Annotated in this window: 19 protein-coding genes and 6 pseudogenes; 15 read left to right on the top strand and 10 right to left on the bottom strand. The window is 68.6% G+C overall.

Going from position 1 to position 17,910, the window contains the following annotated elements; translation table 11 throughout:
• Positions 1-114 precede the first annotated feature (114 nt).
• A complete protein-coding gene (locus OG568_RS53865; protein ID WP_329537357.1) occupies positions 115-675 on the bottom strand; it encodes a nucleoside-triphosphatase in 561 nt (186 codons plus the stop codon).
• A gap of 110 nt (positions 676-785) precedes the next feature.
• Here OG568_RS53865 and OG568_RS53860 point away from each other — a divergent pair, with 110 nt between their 5' ends.
• Complete coding sequence (locus OG568_RS53860; RefSeq protein WP_329537356.1) at positions 786-1,238, top strand: YbhB/YbcL family Raf kinase inhibitor-like protein; 453 nt, start codon at positions 786-788, stop codon at positions 1,236-1,238.
• Between the two features lie 5 nt (positions 1,239-1,243).
• On the opposite strand, the gene OG568_RS53855 is transcribed toward OG568_RS53860, so the two are convergent.
• Positions 1,244-1,600 carry a protein-L-isoaspartate O-methyltransferase family protein gene (locus tag OG568_RS53855; protein ID WP_443077947.1) on the bottom strand — a complete coding sequence of 119 codons (357 nt, stop codon included), beginning with the start codon at positions 1,598-1,600 and terminating at the stop codon, positions 1,244-1,246.
• A gap of 508 nt (positions 1,601-2,108) precedes the next feature.
• Here OG568_RS53855 and OG568_RS53850 point away from each other — a divergent pair.
• The 4 genes and pseudogenes from OG568_RS53850 to OG568_RS53835 all read left to right on the top strand — a co-directional run.
• Positions 2,109-2,340, top strand: a pseudogene (locus OG568_RS53850) (hypothetical protein); the annotation flags it as partial.
• A gap of 520 nt (positions 2,341-2,860) precedes the next feature.
• Positions 2,861-3,016, top strand: a complete 156-nt coding sequence (locus tag OG568_RS53845; protein ID WP_329538336.1) for a hypothetical protein — start codon at positions 2,861-2,863, stop codon at positions 3,014-3,016.
• A 123-nt stretch (positions 3,017-3,139) separates the two neighbouring features.
• Positions 3,140-3,775: a DUF6417 family protein gene (locus tag OG568_RS53840; protein WP_329537355.1), complete on the top strand. Its 636-nt coding sequence runs from the start codon at positions 3,140-3,142 to the stop codon at positions 3,773-3,775.
• A gap of 103 nt (positions 3,776-3,878) precedes the next feature.
• Positions 3,879-4,130, top strand: coding sequence for a hypothetical protein (locus OG568_RS53835; RefSeq protein WP_329537354.1), 252 nt, complete (start codon positions 3,879-3,881; stop codon positions 4,128-4,130).
• A 103-nt stretch (positions 4,131-4,233) separates the two neighbouring features.
• Here OG568_RS53835 and OG568_RS53830 read toward each other — a convergent pair whose 3' ends face one another.
• The 3 genes from OG568_RS53830 to OG568_RS53820 form a co-directional block, all read right to left on the bottom strand.
• Complete coding sequence (locus OG568_RS53830) at positions 4,234-4,728, bottom strand: hypothetical protein (RefSeq protein WP_329537353.1); 495 nt, start codon at positions 4,726-4,728, stop codon at positions 4,234-4,236.
• 84 nt (positions 4,729-4,812) lie between these two features.
• The gene (locus OG568_RS53825) at positions 4,813-5,190 is read right to left on the bottom strand and encodes a DUF6262 family protein (protein ID WP_329537352.1); all 378 of its coding nucleotides are present in this window, start codon (positions 5,188-5,190) and stop codon (positions 4,813-4,815) included.
• The gene (locus OG568_RS53820) at positions 5,187-6,587 is read right to left on the bottom strand and encodes a tyrosine-type recombinase/integrase (RefSeq protein WP_329537351.1); all 1,401 of its coding nucleotides are present in this window, start codon (positions 6,585-6,587) and stop codon (positions 5,187-5,189) included. The genes OG568_RS53825 and OG568_RS53820 overlap by 4 nt, the downstream gene beginning before the upstream one ends.
• 113 nt (positions 6,588-6,700) lie before the next feature.
• On the opposite strand from OG568_RS53820, the pseudogene OG568_RS53815 reads away from it, so the two are divergent.
• Positions 6,701-7,168, top strand: a pseudogene (locus OG568_RS53815) (HNH endonuclease family protein); the annotation flags it as partial.
• 252 nt (positions 7,169-7,420) lie between these two features.
• Here the strand turns inward: OG568_RS53815 and OG568_RS53810 are convergent.
• Both OG568_RS53810 and OG568_RS53805 read right to left on the bottom strand, forming a co-directional pair.
• Positions 7,421-7,846: a zeta toxin family protein gene (locus OG568_RS53810; RefSeq protein ID WP_329537350.1), complete on the bottom strand. Its 426-nt coding sequence runs from the start codon at positions 7,844-7,846 to the stop codon at positions 7,421-7,423.
• Positions 7,847-8,051: 205 nt separating this feature from the next.
• Positions 8,052-8,423: pseudogene (locus OG568_RS53805) on the bottom strand (zeta toxin family protein); the annotation flags it as partial.
• On the opposite strand from OG568_RS53805, the pseudogene OG568_RS53800 reads away from it, so the two are divergent.
• The 6 genes and pseudogenes from OG568_RS53800 to OG568_RS53775 form a co-directional block, all read left to right on the top strand.
• Positions 8,404-9,333 (top strand): annotated as a pseudogene (locus OG568_RS53800) (telomere-associated protein Tap); the annotation flags it as partial. The pseudogenes OG568_RS53805 and OG568_RS53800 sit on opposite strands and share 20 nt — an antisense overlap.
• Before the next feature lie 3 nt (positions 9,334-9,336).
• Positions 9,337-9,894, top strand: coding sequence for a telomere-protecting terminal protein Tpg (gene tpg / locus OG568_RS53795; RefSeq protein ID WP_329537349.1), 558 nt, complete (start codon positions 9,337-9,339; stop codon positions 9,892-9,894).
• A gap of 69 nt (positions 9,895-9,963) precedes the next feature.
• Positions 9,964-10,566 carry a hypothetical protein gene (locus OG568_RS53790; RefSeq protein ID WP_329537348.1) on the top strand — a complete coding sequence of 201 codons (603 nt, stop codon included), beginning with the start codon at positions 9,964-9,966 and terminating at the stop codon, positions 10,564-10,566.
• An 88-nt stretch (positions 10,567-10,654) separates the two neighbouring features.
• Positions 10,655-10,960, top strand: a complete 306-nt coding sequence (locus OG568_RS53785) for a DUF6247 family protein (RefSeq protein ID WP_329538281.1) — start codon at positions 10,655-10,657, stop codon at positions 10,958-10,960.
• Positions 10,957-11,217 carry a hypothetical protein gene (locus tag OG568_RS53780; protein WP_329537346.1) on the top strand — a complete coding sequence of 87 codons (261 nt, stop codon included), beginning with the start codon at positions 10,957-10,959 and terminating at the stop codon, positions 11,215-11,217. The genes OG568_RS53785 and OG568_RS53780 overlap by 4 nt, the downstream gene beginning before the upstream one ends.
• Positions 11,218-11,468: 251 nt before the next feature.
• Positions 11,469-11,672 carry a cold-shock protein gene (locus tag OG568_RS53775; protein WP_327323132.1) on the top strand — a complete coding sequence of 68 codons (204 nt, stop codon included), beginning with the start codon at positions 11,469-11,471 and terminating at the stop codon, positions 11,670-11,672.
• A 291-nt stretch (positions 11,673-11,963) separates the two neighbouring features.
• On the opposite strand, the pseudogene OG568_RS53770 reads toward OG568_RS53775, so the two are convergent.
• Positions 11,964-12,146, bottom strand: a pseudogene (locus tag OG568_RS53770) (IS630 family transposase); the annotation flags it as partial.
• Positions 12,147-12,173: 27 nt separating this feature from the next.
• Positions 12,174-12,365 (bottom strand): annotated as a pseudogene (locus OG568_RS53765) (Tn3 family transposase); the annotation flags it as partial.
• 504 nt (positions 12,366-12,869) lie between these two features.
• Here OG568_RS53765 and OG568_RS53760 point away from each other — a divergent pair.
• Both OG568_RS53760 and trhA read left to right on the top strand, forming a co-directional pair.
• Entirely contained in the window at positions 12,870-13,637 is a 768-nt protein-coding gene (locus OG568_RS53760) for an SDR family NAD(P)-dependent oxidoreductase (protein WP_329537345.1), read from the top strand.
• A gap of 526 nt (positions 13,638-14,163) precedes the next feature.
• On the top strand, positions 14,164-14,949 hold the full coding sequence (trhA, locus tag OG568_RS53755) for a PAQR family membrane homeostasis protein TrhA (RefSeq protein WP_329538280.1): 786 nt from the start codon (positions 14,164-14,166) through the stop codon (positions 14,947-14,949).
• Positions 14,950-15,077: 128 nt separating this feature from the next.
• On the opposite strand, the gene OG568_RS53750 is transcribed toward trhA, so the two are convergent.
• Positions 15,078-16,316 (bottom strand): PP2C family protein-serine/threonine phosphatase, encoded by a 1,239-nt coding sequence (locus OG568_RS53750; RefSeq protein WP_329537344.1) that lies wholly within the window; start codon positions 16,314-16,316, stop codon positions 15,078-15,080.
• A gap of 1,231 nt (positions 16,317-17,547) precedes the next feature.
• On the opposite strand from OG568_RS53750, the gene OG568_RS53745 reads away from it, so the two are divergent.
• Complete coding sequence (locus OG568_RS53745) at positions 17,548-17,886, top strand: MerR family transcriptional regulator (protein WP_329537343.1); 339 nt, start codon at positions 17,548-17,550, stop codon at positions 17,884-17,886.
• Positions 17,887-17,910 lie beyond the last annotated feature (24 nt).

Here is a 17,910-nt window from a genome sequence, read left to right as displayed (position 1 = left end):
TACTCGGTGGGCAGGCACCGACCCTTGGTAGCGGGCGCCGCCGGTCGCACCTGGCCGGGTGACTTCACATCCTGTCGCCCTGACTCCGCTTTCAGCAGGTCGGAGGCCGGTCTCTCATCCGTGAGAGGGAGGCCTTCCGTGCGTCCGGGGCTGCTGCAGCCGGGCCGCGAGCTCCCACGGCAGGACGTCCCGGTTTGCCGGAGTGAGCTGGACGACCTCGATGTCGGCGCGCCGCTTGAGGGCGTCGGTGAACGGATCGCGGTGCGTGTGGACCGTGGCGACGACGTCGACCTCTGCGACGAACAGCGCGTCGACCGCGTGCCGGAACGCCGTGCACGCCAGTTCCATCCGCCCCAGCTCGTCGATGAGCACCAGCCGCCCTGTTGCCTCCTCGGTTGCTGCCGGCCGAAGCGACGGCAGCGCCAGTCGTTCCAAGACGCCCAGGTCGACGCCGTATTTCCCTACCCGTGGCGGACCGGGCAGGTCGACATGGGCGAGCACCTCCCGCCGGCCTGCCAGGGTCTCCAGGGCGAAACCGACGCGGCCGCCGGATTGCCGGATCTCCTCCGTGGTGAAGCCGGTGGCCGTGTGGGTGGGCAGCAGCGCGGCCAGCCGACGGAGGGCGGTTGTCTTGCCCGCACCAGGGCGGCCCTCGAGCAGGATCCTTGTCGGCACACTGCCATCTTCACCCCCGCTTCCGGAGGCGGCCCGGGTGGGCTCGGCCGAACGGGGGTTTTGGGGTGCGGACCGGTGCCGGTGCCGCCGTTGCGGGTATGGCGGCGCGCATGAGCGGAATTGAACTCAGCAGCACCGCGTTCGATGACAAAACGGTGATCCCCCTTCGGTACAGCGGGGAGGGTGAGAACATCTCACCGCCCCTGACCTGGTCGGGGGTGCCCCACGAGGCCACAGAGCTGGTGCTCCTGTGCGAGGACCCGGACGCGCCGGGGACGACCTTCCTGCACTGGCTGGTGACCGGCATCGATCCGGGGACCACCGGGGCGGCGGAGGGCCAGAAGCCCCACGGGGGCCTGCCGTGGCCCAACGGCTTTGGCCGCGTGGGCTGGGGAGGGCCGATGCCTCCACCGGGGCACGGGCCGCATCGCTACTTCTTCCGCCTGTACGCCCTGTCTGAGCCGCTGCCGCTGCACGACCATCCTGGCGCCGAGGACGTGCACCGTGCACTGAAGGGCAGGGAGCTGGCCTCCGGCACCCTGGTCGGCACCTATCAGCGCTGAGCGCGTCACCGCTGGTCGTAGCCATGGGCGCCGTACAGCCGGACGAACCGGGCCGCGGTGACCGTCCTGCGGTGCACCAGGCCGCGGGCCCGCCGCTCGTACAGCTCGACGCGCTCCTGCCCGCCCTGCCCGATCGGCTGGACGAGCCGGCCACCGGTGCGGAGCTGATCCACGAGCGGCTCAGGCACTCGCGGGAAGGCCGCGCAGACGATGACGGCGTCGTACGGGGCACGGGTCGGCATCCCGAGGGTCCCGTCGCCGAGTACGACCTCGGCATTGCCGACGCCCTGCCCGGCCAGCCGCAGGCGGGCCTCGTCGACCAGGTCGGGCCAGCGCTCGACGCTGACGACGTACGCGGCCAAGCGGGCCAGCAGCGCGGGGCCGGATCTGGTGGCGGTCCTCTCGGCGTTTCCCGCGCTGAAACGGCTACAGATATCCGACGCCGACGAAGTCGACCTGGCCCCCTGGCCGCACACCCCCGGCTGCGCCGCGTGACCACTACATCGTCCACCTGTCACATCCTCAATGCCGACCGCCTGCCCGAAACGATGCAGGTCAACCCCCGCGTCGCCACGACGTCCGAGGCGTGACCCAGCCCACGGGGGTGCTGGACGTGCTGCCCCCCTGGAAAGCGGGATCGACCTCGCCGCCCGCACGCCCGGCTCCGTGCGGCATCGAGCCTGTCAGCGTCACCCCAGTGCTCGACTGCGAGGGGCCGGTCACGTGCGATCACGCACACCTGGGCGTGGAGCGGTCACTGGGTGCCCCACCTGCTACGAGCCGGCGTAGCGTGACGGGTACACGTCTTGGTACACCGTGCGTCGCGGTGAGCGGGGAGCTGGACCGGCGCCTGGCCCGGGTGGGCGGCCAGTGAGCGACGCCATGCACATCGTCCTGGACGACACCGCGATGGCCGCGGCAGGCCAGGGCAACGTCCTCGCTTCCCGCCTGATTCACCGCGCCCACGCCGAACCGGGCTGGTTCCTGTACGCGTCGGCGTGCGCATTAGTGGAAGCCGATCGTGCCCGGCCCGGCACGGCCGAGCATCTGGCCTCCGTGCCAAGCATCACCGTCCTCGATCTGGATCTGGCTGCCGCACTGCCCCGAACCGGTGGGCAGGTGAGCCGGTCCGCGTACTGGACCTCACGCCCTGAACGCAGCAGCAACCAGTTCGGCGGCCCTCGGCCGGTTAGGTGGATCGGCCGAGGGCCGCCGAACTGGTTGCGCTGCTGGCGGCGCCGTTGGCCATTCAGGTCGCACCTGCAGACGAGGGATGAGCCAGCGCGGCCCGGACGGGCGGGGCATATATCACGTACATCGTCGTGCCATGAAAGAAACCAGCGAGAACACGTCGCCGTCAGCGGTGAGGCCTAAAGTGCGGTGTGCAGGACTCAGACACTGGCGAGCCGACATGTCGCCGTGCCTGTGCGATCCGTGAACCACGACCCGGACTCCTGCCCTCCGACGTCCGTTTGTGGGAGCCTCGGCTCGCCACCTGAGCCTCCCCTCCCTGCTGTACCTGAGCTTTACTGTCGGCGTGGAACTCAGTTCTGACCGTTTCCGGTCGAACTGAGCAACAACCGACGCCGGTTCGACCGCTGTTGTGAAGGTGTGTCGAATCGTTGGACGTGCTCACGTTGTGGATCCTGGCCGCGTCAGGTGTGGTGACCCTGCTCCTGTTCACGGTGCGCGGCATTCTGGAGCAGCTCCCTGATCTCTTCGCCTCATGGCACAGGGCCAAGCGAGCGTTGCGAGACCGGGAATCCGACACCGAGTAACCCACTGGTGCGCATCAGCCGGGGACCTCTGGTGTGTGGGGCTGTCCCAGCCGCCTCTCGAGCCTTGTGGACGATCGGTTCGTCTATGGTCGGCTGACGGCGGGCAAGACAGCAGGGGGATGGATGAGGGACAGGGAGACGGCGCTCGCCGTCCTGGAGGCGCTCCGCGAGTGCGGGGAGGGGGCCGGGGACGGCTTGCACGGCTGGGTGCTGGATTCGAAGCTTCTCCCGGCTCAGCGGCACGGCGTGAACACCCTCGCCGGCCGGGGCCTGGTGGAACTGGGGGGCCGGGAGGTCCGTGCGGAGTTGTCGGCGATGGAGGGCCGGCCGGTGCGCTGGGCGGCCCGGCTCACCGCGTACGGTCACGACACCCTCGCCTACGCCCGCACCCGGCCCCAGCCCGCATCCGGACCCAGCAGGGCGGGGGAGGGGCAGCGGCTGATCGAGCTCCTTCCGTCACAGCTGGCGGTCCTGCGGACGTTTCTCAGCCTCGACGGAGAGCTGAGGGTGCAGCCAGCCGCCGGGCTTGCCGAACAGGTCCGTACGGCATCATGCGATCACACGGTGAAACGGTGGCGGCTACATCTGACGGAGGACCAGATCAAGTCCGTGGCGTACGCGTTCTGGCTGCACCGGATAGCCGGGTCCGCGGCGGAGGCCAACCGCTTCGGGCGCGAGTACGGCGTCATCCACCAGCTGCGAGCCGAAGACCCCGCAGTGCCGGGACTGCCAGGTGCTGTGTGCGGGGTGACGATGTGACTTACCGCGCGTGGGGGTGAGGCGGCGGCGAAACGTCGGACGGGCCGGGGCCGGACCCAATACGAAGATCATGAACTGCCGGTGATCTTCGAAGGGATCCTCTGTGCGTCTCACCCGCCCCCGGGTCGTGCTGTCCGTGCTCGTGGCCCTGCTCGCCCCCGCCGCCGTACACGCCACAGCGTCCGCCGACGCCGGCCGGTTCGCTCCGGCGGCGCCCGGCGACAGCGTCACCCTGCCCGTCCGCGACGCCCTGCAGGCGCTGGCCGTCCAGGACGAAAGCCGGGCCGGCTACGAACGCTCGAAGTTCAAGCACTGGACCGACGCCGACAAGGTTATCCGTAGCCGCAACCTCTAACGCGCCGTATCCACGCCCAACGCTCTTGGTGGACATGTCCGCATAGCTTGAGTCTAGCGCCGGATGAGGGAACGGCACCGGCCTGACCCTGTCGGCGTGATCGTCAGAAGATGCCGAAGAAGCGATGCCACCAACTGGGCCGCTGAACGTGCCAGGGCAGCTTGCTCGGCCCGTCGTAGTCGAGCTCCAACAGCTCCTCGGGAACCACCACATAGCCGAGCTCAACCAACGCTCGATTGGCCTTGGCAAGGTCAGCGCCGTCCAGCTCGCCCTCGGCCTGGGCGTCCTCCGTCCCAAGGAAGGCACCGGGGTTATCCGCGCAGACCAGAGCCAGCGAGCCGAATTTGCTCACACAGACGACGATCCGGGTTCCGCATACGGTCGCGTTCCCGGGCACAACGACGCGTCCGTACTCGCTGGAGTCCTGAGTGTCCTGCTCAGCCGTGCAGCGAGCTGCGAAGTCACCTTCGAACCGGGTCACCAGACCGCCAAAGAGGGCTGCGGTCTCAACACGGTTGTAGTGCTGCGGCCACTCCAGCCACTCCGGATCATCGAGCTCGCGCAGCAACGCCAGCAGATCCGCTTCGCTCTCGGTCATGTCCTCATCCTGACGCGACTGCCACACGCGGAGCGGCTCGGGGTACCACCCCGCTCACCGTGTCCCGACAACACCCGTTCAAGTTCAGTAGCGTCTTCGGGGTGAAGCCCGCAGTAGCCCCAGTGCTCTGGCCAGTTCCTCCCGCAGCTCGGCGTTCTCTTCGCGAACTTCTTTGAGCCGCTGTCGCAGTGCATCGTTCTGGGCTCGTAGGGACGCCTCGCTCGATGCCTCACCGATAGGCCGGGCCTTCGGGGCATCACGCGTGGGACGCTGGCGAAGACGTTCAATTTCGTAACGGAACGGGCTGTCGTAAAGCCACTGCCTGGATACTCCTGCCTCGGATGCGACCCGGCTCATGTTGATGGGCTTCCCTGCCCGGTCGAGGTCACGCAGGGCGCGGGTAACGTTGGCGTGCATCTGGGTGCGCCGCTCTTCGCGGTAACGGTCGAGGGCGTCGTTCACTCGGCGCTCCGCAGGGTCTCCAAGAGGGTGTCGAGTTTGACCAACACCTGTCGGTTCTTCTCGGCCATGCGGCTCTGTCCGGAGGCCTCGAAGGTGTCGATGAGTCCCACCGTGCGCTCTCGCTGGGCCTCGTGAGCCGGGATGAACTCGGGGGTGGTGACGAAGTAGTCGTTGCAGTCCAAGCAAGCGTTCTGGACCTCGCAGGTTTGCTGCAAAGGCAGCGCGCAGTAGCCGTTCGGAAGGGTGACCTTGGCGCGGTTCATTTGCTCCTTCATCCACGCCACATCGGCCAGCGCACTGTCCGGTGCGAGCAGCTGGAGCCGTTCACCTGCGGCGTTGAACCTGGCTGCGGAGAGGAATTCCTGCTTCAACCGCTCGCCGGTGAGTCGCGCGTAGCCGCGCGTCATTGCTGGGTTGTCGTGATCAAGCAGTTCTTGGACAACCTCCTGCGGAGCACCGTTGTTGAGTTCGCGGGTGCCGAAGGCGTGCCGGAGGACGTGGGCCGTCATAGGGATCTTGGCGGCTCCACTTGTGCGGGCGATCAGAGAACGCACATTGTCGTAGGTCATCGGCGCACCAGCGTTGGTGGACCAGAGATTGATGAACACGTAGTCGCTGTCCCAGTCGCCGTACTCCTCATCGAGATACCTCGTGTAGAGCCGCCCGACGGTCGGGTGGAGCGGGATCGTGAGCGTGGAGCGGCGCTTCGCTCGGGCGTTGTTAGCGTTGTCGTCTCGGGGCACAACCGCGAGTTCGCCCTTGCGCACGCGGATGTCCTCGTGGCGCAGGCCGAGGGCGGCGCCAACACGTAGTCCATTGAGGCCCATCGTGGAGAGCAGCAGTCGGTCCCGTAGGCGCGCTGGGGTGGTGAGGACGGTGACGAGTTGTTCCTTGGACAGGCAGGGTTTGATCTTCTTCGGCACCTTCACGGCGACGATCGAGCGAGGGTCCTTGGAGACGTAGCGGCGTACGTCAAGCCGGTGCTGTCGGCTGCGGGTGAGTGCGTCGGCCAGTGGGGTGTCGGCGTGGAAGTCGTAGAAGCCGAAGACTGCGGTGAGGGCCCGCTGGACACTCGCCGGCGACCGGGACGGCGCAGCGGTGCGGAGCAGGACCAGTCCGGTGTTCGGCTTGGCGCGGTTGGTGCCGCGCAGGTGTGCGGTGAACGCGCCGATCTGTGGCATCCCGACCTCACGCCAGTCCATGCCCCTGCGATCGAGGAAGTCGAAATAAAGGGCGAGGTCACTCGCGTAGCCCCGGGTGGTGTGCCAGGAGCGCCCAATGTTCTGGAGGAAGCAGAGGTAGTCCTCAGCCGGCTCGACAACGCTGTTGGGCCCTAGCAGGGTTGCGCTGAGGCTCCCATCGGCTTCAAGGACCCTCTGGGCTCGGTACTGGTTCAAGTTCGGCATCCTAGATCGACACTTACAGATAACGCCTGTTTGGGTGTTGCATCCTCGTGCGGGCCGGTGCTGTTCCGACAGCGCGGAGCCTGGAGGGAGGGGTACAGATAAACAAGGACGGGTGCAACACCCGCGCGGAGGTCCTTCTCGAGGAGGCCGTCACCGCGCCCGTGCAGGGCTCGAACTGCACGCTCACCGGCGGGTCCTGGTACAGCCCGTACGACGACCGCTACTTCGATGCCGCCCGGCTCCTGGACGTCGATCACCTCGTGCCGCTGGCTGAGGCCTGGGACAGCGGCGCCTCCGCGTGGACGGCGAAGGAGCGGGAGGCGTACGCCAACGACCTGGACGACGCTCGCGCCCTGATCGCGGTGTCCGCGGCGAGCAACCGGTCCAAGGCCGACAAGGATCCGAGCGAGTGGCTGCCCCCGTACGAGGGCTACCGCTGCCAGTACGTCGCCGACTGGGTTGCTGACAAGACCCGCTACCAGCTCTCCGTCGACCCGACCGAGGAAGCCGCACTGGCCGAGAACCTCAGCCGCTGCCCCGACGTCCCGATCACCGTCACGCTCGCCCAGTAGCCCGCGGTATGAGGAAGGCCCCGGCTGGACGGGGGAGACCAGCCGGGGCGGCAGGTGGTGGCGTGCGGAGGGCGGTCGCCTCGCGGCGGAAGGCTCCATGGGGCTTCAGCCGGACGATCGTCCCATGGGCTGTAGGTGAGGCCCGGGGACACTGTCCCCTCCGCAGCCACATGTAGATGAACGGTGAACTTCCCCTGCTTGTTCCGGTGTTGCCGCTGCGGGCCGTGTGAGGTGAGGCACGTCCCGCAGGTGTCATCGCAGTGAGCCCAGGTGCTCGCGCCGCGCGGTGACCAGGGCCCGCCAGCGGCTGCGGGTGGCTGGTTCGCCGTCGATCCACTGTGCTGGCGACGGGTCATCGAGGGGCAGGCCGGCCATGAAGTGGGCGATGCCGACGAAGTAGGCGTGATCTTCGTCGGACGTCTGTTCGGGGGCGGCCTCGATGAGCAGGTCGCCGCGCCGCAGCCGCACGTACTCTTCCGCGCGAGCAAACCAGGCCCGGTAGTCGGCGCGGATGGCCGTGCTGGCGCCGCGCGGATCCTGCCGCAGCAGCTGCCGGTAGTCCGGCTGCGCGGCCTTGAAGTCGTCGCCGGTCAGGCGGGTGGTGCCGGGCCGCATGGCGCGGCGCACCATGCGGGTGGGCTCGGTCTTCCCTGCCCCGGGCTGTCCGCCGGTCTTCACCGGCCAGTTCGGTGTGCACCCGCCGGTCGGTACGGGCCAGCTCGCGGCGGAAGGCGGCGGTCTCGGGCGCGGTCCACGGCCGCGCCCGCTCCACCCGCACCGCCCGGTCCGCAGCTGGGCGGCGCAGCCAGCTGCCGTCGGGGGTGAGATCGTTGGCATACAGAACTGTGCCGTCGAGCCGTAGGACGGTGACGCGGTCGGCGAGCTGCTCGGCCTCGATGACGGTCACTGTGGCCAGCAGGCTCTGCGCGCACGTGTCGTGGTTCTCCCACGACACGTACCGGCCCCCGCCGTTGGCGGCCTCGGTGAGGAAGCGGTCCACGATGCCCAGTTGGCTGAGGGCCTCCGCGGTGGCCACCACCACCTCGATCCGGTGGCCTGTCGCCCGGTAGGCGAGGGCGGAGGCGCGGAAGTCGTCGGGGTCGGCGAGCGCCGACTCCACGACGGCGTCGAAGTGCCGGTCGCGGACGTGGGCTTCGACGGCTGCCTGCCAGCGCGCGGTGTCGGGGCGGACCAGGGCTCCGGCCGTACGGACGTCGGCAACAAGGAGACCCGGGCGCGACGTCGACCTGCTCACCGGTGAGGAGGTCGCGCTGCCGTTCGCGGTCGGCCTGGACCTGAACACCGCGTTCCTCGCGGCCGCCGCCCGGCTCACGGTCGGCCTATCTGGCCCCGACCACTTCCACCACCCGACGTTCAACCCGAAGATCCCCGGCTCCTGGCTGGTGGACCTGTCCCACGTTGAGCTGGACCCGCGCCTGCCCTCGCCGTTCACGCCGTCGGGCGTCCGTCCGACCGGCCCGGCCTGGTACCAGACGCACACCGTCGCCTACGCCCAGGAGCTCGGCTACAACGTCCAGCCCATCGAGGCGTACCTGCGCCGGGAGACCGGCGCGTACCTGGACCCGTGGCACGACCGGCTGAAGACCGCGTACGTCGACACCCTTGCCGACCTGGGTGTCACCAAGGACCTCACCGACGCCGAGTTCCTGGCGGCGATGGAGCGGCACAAGGAGGTCGACCCGGCCCTGGCGGCCGTCCTTACCGCGATCAAGGCGACCGTCAAGGGCGGCGTGGGCAAGCTCCGAGAGCGGCCTCAGGGCAAGCACTACCGCGACGGCGACCGGTGGCCGGCCCTGGAGCGTCCGACCTGGCGCCCGGACATCCGTGCCGCGGTCATCAGCAAGGCCCGGGTCAACATGCACCGCAAGCTGCTGAACATGTCGCGGATGACGGGCCTGTTCCCGCTGGCCGTGCTGTCCGACTGCGTCGTCTACCCGAGCCCCGGCAACAGCCCGCTGGACTTCCTGCCCTACGCGGCGTCCGGCAAGCCGCAGCCCGGCGGGTTCCGCCTCGGGCCCACCCCGGGCCTGGCGAAGCTGGAGGGCGTTCAGGAGATGGCGTGGGCAGTGGACCTGATGGACAAGGGCCTCAACCCGGCCCGGCATATCAAGGGCGGCGACGCCGTCCTGGACGAAGGGGAGTGACCGGTGGGGGAGATTGAGGACGCCATCGAGCGCGCCGACCGGGAGTCGTTCACCCACGAGCCGCCCAAGACCCTCAAGGGCCAGATCGGCTACCTGATGAAGCAGCTCAAGTCGACCCGTGCCGTCGCCCAGGAGCTCGGGGTGAGCCAACGGTCGGTGGAGCGCTACCGCAAGGGAGAGCGCAAGCACCCGCCCAAGCACATTGCCGACAAGATCGACGCGGCGGTGCGGTCCCGCTGGCAGCCCCTGGTCCGCAAACGCCGGCGCAAGCAGGCCGCCGCCACCGGCGGGATCACGGTCGAGACAAGGGCCCGCTTCGGCTACACCGCGCCGGTCGGCACGACCGACGACGGCCGGTTTAGGCGACTCACCGTGCACCTTCCCCCGGCGTACGCGCAGCGCCTGTTCGACGCCCGCGACGCCGGGGCCAGCGACCAGGAGATGCGTGGAATCATCGCCGAAGGGTTTAAGGACGTCTATTTCCAGGATGGTGGAGTCCGCGCTATGGGACTGTCGGACGTCGAAATCAATGACATCGACTATTTGGACCTGGATTACTGAATAGGAGCGAAAGCATGACCGCTGGAATTCCGGCCATCGACCGAGCCCTGAGCCGGTAGGGGAGGAGAGATGCTCGCAACGGTTCCCGCGCCTGCCGGGTTCGGCATCGCGGAGCTACAGCTGGACATCGATGACGCGGAGCACGAGCGACGTCGCGCCGTCGGCTTGGGTGTCGCCACTGGTCACGGCTTCGGCGGCCTGGATGTACTGATGGCGCTCCCACACGGCCTTCCCGTCCCGCTCCCGGCACTCACCGATCACCAACGCGCCTACGTTCGTCGGGCCCCGGCAGGAATCTGCACGGTCACCGGCGACCAGGTCGTCCGGCACGCCACGCATCCGTGCCGGGTGCGACTGGCCACGGTGCTGGCCACGAGCGCCTCCCAACTGGCGCTGGATGCGGCAGAGAAGTTCACGGCCTTCTGCGCGCGCCGGGTGATCATCACCAGGGCACCCAGCCTGCACAGCTCCGAGAAGCTGCTGGAGTTCGGTTACTACGGCATCGGAGTCTGCCTCCAGCACCCTGACGGGGAACTGGAGACGTTGGTGGAGCCGCGGCCGTGGCGGGTCAAGCGGCACTCACCCGAAGCCTGGTGGTTCGCTGAAACCGCCTACGGCCAGTTCCTCACTCAGCGCTCATCACCGGCCTCCACACCGTCGCCGGCGCTCTGATCCGGTAGGAGGGATCTGTCCCATGCCCGCATCCACGGCTACCCCGCGCGCGTACCGTGGCGGTACGACCCGCCGGGAGGAACAGCCGATGAGCGCGCAGCCCGACCACGCCCCCGTCCCGCCGTACGCCCCCGCCCCGGGAGCTCCGGCCGAACTCCTCGCCCAGCTGCGCGCCGACCATCGTGCGGACCGGTGGGTGCCGGCCTTCGAGCAGGAGTGGACGGCGGCCTTGGAAGAGTCACGCCGGACGTTCTCCCTCGCCGGGCTGTACGAGATCGTCCAAGTGTGGCAGGCCCGCGTCGCCTCCGCCCCAGCGGTCGACGCGTTCCTCGCCTCCGGCCGTGACGAGACCGGGTTCGTCGACCTCGAGGAGATCCGGAGCAGGCGCCGGTGAGCAGTCAGCCGTACGTGGTCCGGCTGTCGCCGCCCGCCGCGAAGGTGCTCGCCGGACTCCCGGAGCACGCGGAGCAGATGGTCTGGGACGTCCTGGACGCCGCGACCGGGAACCCGTGGGGCTTCCCGCAGTGGGACGCCGGCGACCCCGAGGGCGAGGACGTGCGCGTCGCGTCCGTCGGCCAGCTGTCCGTCATCTTCTTCGCGAACCGTGCGCTCAGGCGCCTGTCCGTCCTGGACATCGTCTGGCTCGGATAACCACCCGTGACAACGCCCCGACCCCGGCATTGCAACGATGCTGTTGGTGAATTGCCTACCCGCTGGCCGACCGCGTCCCACTTCAGGGAGGGCCGTGGCGCGGCGAGGTTCATCCCCATGGGTGAGGTGCACGGAGGATCGCGGATTTCGCCGCGGCGGAAGGAAAAGATCAAGTGCCGGAGTCCGCTCGATAGGGCTGCGGCCTGAGCGTCAAGATCTCGCCCGTGGCACCGAATGAAGGACTGGGACCGATGGCAACAGGCACTGTGAAGTGGTTCAACTCCGACAAGGGGTACGGCTACATCAGTCAGGACGATGGCGGCGCGGACGTGTTCGTCCACTTCTCAGCCATCCAGACCAACGGATACAGAAGCTTGGAAGAGAACCAGCGGGTGGAGTTCGAGGTCACCCAGGGGCAGAAGGGTCCGCAAGCGGAAATGGTCCGCCCCTTGTAGCCCCTCCCTCGCTGTGCCTTCGCTCTGTACCCGCCATGGCCAGTGGTGCACTGAAGGGCACAGGGTGGTCATGGCGGGACGGTGGGGCACCGCCGGAATTCGATGACCTGCGGAAACGCGGCTCGGACTGTGTGGATGTCCCGTGCTGAAGAGTGAAGGTTCCCGGTGAATACCACCCGAACCAGCGACGCTGGCACCTTGGAGAGCCAATTCCCCGGCCCGACAACCCATGCCGAGCCGGGGCAGCACTTCGATGGCGTGCCTCAAACAGCGCCAGAGGCCAACGCGCCGTTACTGACCTTGTCGGATTAGCTTCGGGTGGTCTGGGGCGGGGGTCAGTCCGGTCTCGGTGAGGCAGCCGTCGATGAGTTCGGGATGGCGCTGGATGTGGGCGAGGCCGCGGCGGAGGGTGCGGGTGAGGTGGTCGGGATCGGCGAATGCAGTGTTGGCCATCGGCCCTCGGCGTAACAGGGACCGGGGGCCGGGCAACGTGGCCGCTGCCAGATTGAGGCGGTCGTCCATGTCGAGGTTGACCTCGCCGTACGGGCGTACATGAGACCAGAACAGCGGGGTCAGACCACGCCGGTCGGCGGGGGTGAGCAGGTCCGCCCACTCGGGTTCGTCCAGGACGTCCTGGAGCATGAGGGTGTTCACGTAGACCAGGGCGGATTGCAGGATGCGCAGGCACAGGACGAAGCTCGGAAGGCCGGCAGCTGCAGCAGATCGTGCGCCGGGGCAGCACGAGTTCGGCGCGCGATGATGCTGCTGGCCTCGGCCGACGGGAACCGGGTGCCGGTGATCGCTCAGCTGGTGCAGGCCGACGAGGACACCGTGCGCTGGCTTCGTAGGTGACGGTGCGGAAGTCGTTTCGATGTGACCGTGGGAGTCACTGGCTGAGCGAGTTTGCGATGTCAGCTTGTTTTGATGTCACCCGGGGGCTTGCGGCGTTCACCTCCCGCCTGCGTGACCGCTTTCAGGTCGTCTGTCCCGGCTGCCGTCCCTGGGCCATACGGGTCATCGAGTGCCGCCGTTCGATGGATACGGCGGCCGGGTCCGATGCGGCTGTCGTCCGGCTGGGACACGTTCCTTGCGGGCGTACCGGCGGATACGCCCCAGCCCGAAGAGGAACCCAGTGTCGTGGGGTTCCGACCCGCTTGCCCATCGTTCACCTGGGTGGTTGCAGGAAGGACCCTCGACGTGTCTAACCCCGTCGTCCTCATCACGGGCGCGCTCACTGGTATCGGCCGCGCCACCGCCTTCGCTTACGCCCGTCAAGGCGCGAACCTTGTGGTCTCCGGCCGCCACGAGGACGTGGGCGAGCAGTTTGCCAGGGAACTCTCCGACCTCGGCGCCCCGGCCGAGTTCGTGCGTGCCGACGTCCGCTTCGACGCCGATGTGAAGGACCTCGTCGACCGCGCGGTCGCGCGATTCGGGCGGATCGATGTCGCCTTCAACAACGCCGGCACCGAGGGAACACCCGGCCCTGTCACCGAGGTGACCGACGAGGGTTACCAGGCCACCTTCGACACCAACGTCAAGGGAACGCTGCTCTGTCTGAAGCACGAGTTCCGGGTCATGAGGGAACAGGGCGGCGGCAGCATCATCAACGTCAGCTCCGGCTACGGCCTGATGGGTTACCCCGGGGCGACCTTGTACGTCGGGAGTAAGCACGCCGTCGTCGGCATCACCAAGGCGGCCGCACTGGAAGGCGCCGCTCACGGTATCCGGGTCAACGCGGTCGCGCCCGGCTACACCCGGACCGCCATGTACGACCGGTTCACCGGCGACGACACGGCGCGTGACGCGGTCGATTCGGTGCTGCCTATGCACCGGGCAGGCACCCCGGAGGAGATCGCTGAGGCTGTCCAGTTCCTGGGTTCGGACAGGGCGAGCTACGTCACCGGGCACATTCTCGTGGTCGACGGCGGCCTCATGGCGGGCGGGCCCCTGTTCCCGAGCACGTGAATCGCAGGTCGGCGCAGGCCGTGTCGGCCTCGGCGGCGCGCTGCCCGCCCAACGGGATGTTCCGGTTCTCATCGTGACCAAGCGGGCGGCCCCACAGCACACGAGCGACACCAAACGTCACTGACACGCCGCTCCCCGAGAAACGACTCCCGAAGTCACAACGAAACGACTCCCTCAGAAACTGACACAGCCAGACCTTCTCGCTGCCCAGCTCGCGGCAGACTACGGGAGCCTTGATGGAGCTCGGCACTCGCTGAACCGGGCCGAGGGCTCTCTCGCCAACATTGTGGTGGGCATGCATGTGCTGCGCGTAGGCCTTGGCGACGTGGAGGATTAGGTGGTCAGGCGGTATGGGCCGCGCGTGTCTGCGCCGAATGCGGCGTGCGTCGATGTGCGGGGGCCGGGCGTACTGCGCGAGCTGCTGCTCCAGTTCGAGACCGACCTGCTAGAAAGCTGTCCGGGTGAGGTCTCCTAGCATGATCGCATGCCTATGGGTAACGTCCATGAGTCCGAGGGAGGACGGGAAGTGTCGCGCGACGCCGCTGAAGCCGAATACATGCACGTCGCCTCAGCGCGTGGAGAGCGCCGTGAAGACGGGCTGCCCTGCGGATCACAAGGTGACGATGTGGGGAGGAACGCTCACTCGGTTGCTGCTCTGGTGGAGCGGGCGGCCGATCTGGCCGAGCCGATCAAGCCGAGGTTGCGTGGCTGGCTGCATGCCGGGATGGTCCCCGCCGCACTGATCGCAGGCATCGTGCTCATCTGCCTGGCTCGCACCCCGCAGGCGGCCCTGGCCTGCGCCGTGTACTCGGTCACCGCCTGGCTGCTGTTTGCAACGAGTGCCATCTACCACCGCGGTACTTGGGGGCTGCTCGGCGAGGCTTTTCTGCGACGTCTCGACCATGCCAACATCTTCCTGATCATCGCCGGCACCTGCACCCCCCTGGCCGTGGTCCTCCTCCCGCCGGGCCAGCGGTCCGTGCTGCTGTGGATCGTGTGGGCGGGCGCGTTGGCCGGCATCGCGTTCCGGGTCCTGTGGGTTGGAGCTCCGCGCTGGCTGTACACCCCGTGTTACCTGGCGCTGGGGTGGGCACCGGTGCGCTACCTGCCCGACTTCCTGCACACCGGCGGAGCGGCCGTACTCACCCTGGTGGTGACCGGCGGTCTCCTCTACAGCGCGGGCGCGGTCGTCTACGCCCTGCAGCGTCCCGACCCCTCGCCGCGTTGGTTCGGCTTTCACGAGGTGTTCCACGCCCTGACCGTGGCAGCCTTCACCGCGCACTACATCGCCATCTCCCTGGCCGTTTACTGACCGTACGTTCTGGCTCGCGCCGATCGCCGCATGGCCGCCGGGGTATCGCGCCATTCGCGCAAGCCGTGCGCCCCGCCGCTTTGCCCGCCCAAGGGCCGCCGAAGCGGGGTATCGGGGCAGTCCTTGAGTCATTGCCCGGGAGCGGCCCTTTTTGTCCGCGAGGGGGCGGAGGCGTCGGTGAGGTCGGCGCCGGTGTCGGCGTCCCGCCGGGAGTGGCCGACGCCGTGCCAGTCCAGGCACATGACGGTCGCGTCGTCCTGCAGGTGACCGTGGTTGGCGTCAAGGACCGCCGTGATGAGGGTGCGGGCGGCCTCACGGGGATGCAGCGCGCGGGTGCGGACGATCCGGTCCGACAGATCAAGACTGTGGGCGTTGCGCTCCAGCATGCCGTCGGTCAGCATCACCAGCCGGTCGCCCGGCCGCAGGTCCAGCGACTGGACCCGGTAGCGGTGAGGGGCGTGGAAGCCGAACGGCGCATCGATCTTCGGAGTGATCTCCCGCACCTGTCCGTCGCGCATCAGCAGCGGCCAGGGGTGCCCGGCGTTGATGAACTCGGTTGTGCCGTCGATCAGGCTGATACGCAGGAGCTGGCCGGTGACGAAGCCGTGGCGGCCGTGCTCGCGCACGGCCTGGTCGGCCTGGCGGCCCTGTTCGACGAGGTCGGCACCGGCCCGCCGTGCCCGGCGCAGAGCGCCCACCAGGAGCGTGGCCAGCAGCGCGGCGTCGACATCGTGCCCCATGGCATCGGTGACGGAGAGCTGGACCGTGTCCCGGTCGACCGCGTAGTCGAAGGTGTCGCCCCCGACGTGGTCGGCCGGCTCCAGCGCCCCGGCCACCGCGAACTGCGCCGCCTCACACGCCAGCGACGCCGGGAGCAGTCGGTGCTGGATCTCCGCGGCCAAACTCAGCGGGACGGTACGGCGGCCCCACTGGTACACGTCGGTGAAGGACCGGTTCGCGATGACAATGTAGGCCAGGGCGTGCGCGGTCTCGCCGACCTCCCGCATCACCTCCGCGTCCGGCGCTACGGGCAGGAACAGTTCCAGGAGCCCGATGGCGTCCCCGCGGTTGGTCACCGGGGCGACGATCCGCACCAGCGCGCCCTCGCCCTCGTCCTCCACGCTCGGCCGCTGGGTGCGGATCACGTCGTCGTACAGGGTGCCCCGCAGCGTGATGCGCCGGGCGGGTTCATCGGTCTCGACGCTGCCCGCCGCACCCATCCGTACGACTGAGCTGCCGGTGAAGTCGGTGATCAGGAACGACACCGACGCGGCCCCGAGGTGTTCCTTGAGCATGCGCGCGACCACGTCGAGCGACTCCACGGGCGCCGCGGCCTCCGCCGCCGCCAGCGTCCCCGCCAAGGTCATCGCCCTGCCCCCGCCACTCCCGTTCTCGGGAAGACGATTGGCCGGCCCACCCTCCCCATCAGGCCCGCATACGGTCACGGTGACTCCTCGCTCCTCGCTCCTCGCCGACGCTCAGGGCTCCGTCCCTGGTGGGCGAGGAGCCGGCGCCCAGCCCGGGCCAAACAGTGCCATTGCACCACAGAGCCCCTGAACGGACGCCTGGGCTCGCCCCGAACCCGGCGGTCCCGCCCTCCGCCGTTACGGCACCCCACCACGTCACCCGCAGCCCGCAGCAAGGTCCTCATCGACCAGCAGTTGAACGGGTGGGTGGGGGCGTTGACGCTCATTGTGTGGTCACCCTGGCCTTTGGATCGCCATGCCCGCTCCTCTGACCGCCGCACAGGCCCCGGCTGCCACCCGTCAACCCTCGCAGTGACAGGCGCTGGCCTCCGTCCACATTCGAGGTCGATTACCTCACCGTCGAACACGCGGAAATCTATGTTGGCCGGAGTAGACATTGGGAGATCGCGTGGTTATGGTTTCTCTCGTAGCCGAGATCGAGCAGGGCCCGGCAGACACGAACTGCCGGGCAGTAGTACGCAGTTGCAGTTGGCAGGACGGTGCGGTGGTGGAGTTCCGGAGCCAGGGTTGTTGCAGGACGGCGACGGGGCTGACGACCGGACCGGGTGGCCCGCAGTGGTCAGGGGCCGCCGTGAGCAGGACCGCAGTAAACGCAAGTGCAGTACCCGTAAGTGCAGGTCGCAGTACCAGCAGCGAGGTTGTAGTGGTTCCTCGGTAAAGGCGTCGGCTGCGGGCGCGCGTGCCGGGAAGTTCGGCAGTGGGGTTCCAAGCCAGAGCAGACGCAGGACGGGCGACGGGGCTGGCTGCCGAAGAGTGGCGCTTACTCAGGCCACCAGCAGTTCGCATCACCCGTAGTACAGAGCAGTACGCAGGACCAGCAGTACGCAGTCCCCCTTCGGTAAGTGTTGATCAAGAGGGAAGAACGGAGGAGCCCCGCGCCATCAGGATCGCCCGGGCAGAAATGCTGAGCCCGGGTACCGCAGGACATCGATAGTGAGGTGGTCTCCGGTCAGGCAACCGCGATCCCTGCACCCGCCCCTACCCCCCGTGGGCGGGTGCGGAAACAGAAGGCCGGCGCAGTACCAGGGCCGGCAGATGGTGTAGCAGTTCCTTCGGGGCCCTGGTGCCGTACGGCACCAGGGCCCCTCCAGGCGTTCCACAGAGAGGTGCGATGACAGCAGACGACTCGTTCAACCGGCTCGACGACGACGACTACCCCGCCTACACCATGGGCCGGGCCGCCGACATGCTCGGCACCACCCAGGGCTTCCTGCGCGCCCTCGGCGAAGCCCGCCTGATCACCCCGCTCCGCTCCGAGGGCGGCCACCGCCGCTACTCCCGCTACCAACTGCGCATCGCCGCCCGCGCCCGGGAGCTCGTCGACCAGGGCACCCCCATCGAGGCCGCCTGCCGCATCATCATCCTCGAAGACCAGCTCGAAGAAGCCCAGCGCATCAACGCCGAATACCGCCGCGCCGCCGACTCGGCGAACCCAACGGCCGCGGCCTGAAGAGGCTGGGCCCCGTCCCCCTCC

Origin of the sequence: Streptomyces sp. NBC_01450, assembly GCF_036227505.1 — a bacterium.
In the GTDB taxonomy this organism is placed as follows: Bacteria; Actinomycetota; Actinomycetes; order Streptomycetales; family Streptomycetaceae; genus Streptomyces.
The sequence above is the reverse complement of the archived record's forward strand: the minus strand, read 5'-3'. Positions and strand labels throughout refer to the sequence as shown.

Excerpts from the sequence above, each read along its gene's own strand:
- OG568_RS53775 (WP_327323132.1), top strand. The coding sequence starts at position 11,469 with ATGGCAACAGGCACTGTGAAGTGGTTCAACTCCGACAAGGGGTACGGC.
- OG568_RS53750 (WP_329537344.1), bottom strand. The coding sequence starts at position 16,316 with ATGACCTTGGCGGGGACGCTGGCGGCGGCGGAGGCCGCGGCGCCCGTG.
- OG568_RS53860 (WP_329537356.1), top strand. The coding sequence starts at position 786 with ATGAGCGGAATTGAACTCAGCAGCACCGCGTTCGATGACAAAACGGTG.
- OG568_RS53790 (WP_329537348.1), top strand. The coding sequence starts at position 9,964 with ATGCTCGCAACGGTTCCCGCGCCTGCCGGGTTCGGCATCGCGGAGCTA.
- OG568_RS53785 (WP_329538281.1), top strand. The coding sequence starts at position 10,655 with ATGAGCGCGCAGCCCGACCACGCCCCCGTCCCGCCGTACGCCCCCGCC.
- OG568_RS53840 (WP_329537355.1), top strand. The coding sequence starts at position 3,140 with ATGAGGGACAGGGAGACGGCGCTCGCCGTCCTGGAGGCGCTCCGCGAG.
- OG568_RS53830 (WP_329537353.1), bottom strand. The coding sequence starts at position 4,728 with ATGACCGAGAGCGAAGCGGATCTGCTGGCGTTGCTGCGCGAGCTCGAT.
- OG568_RS53745 (WP_329537343.1), top strand. The coding sequence starts at position 17,548 with ATGACAGCAGACGACTCGTTCAACCGGCTCGACGACGACGACTACCCC.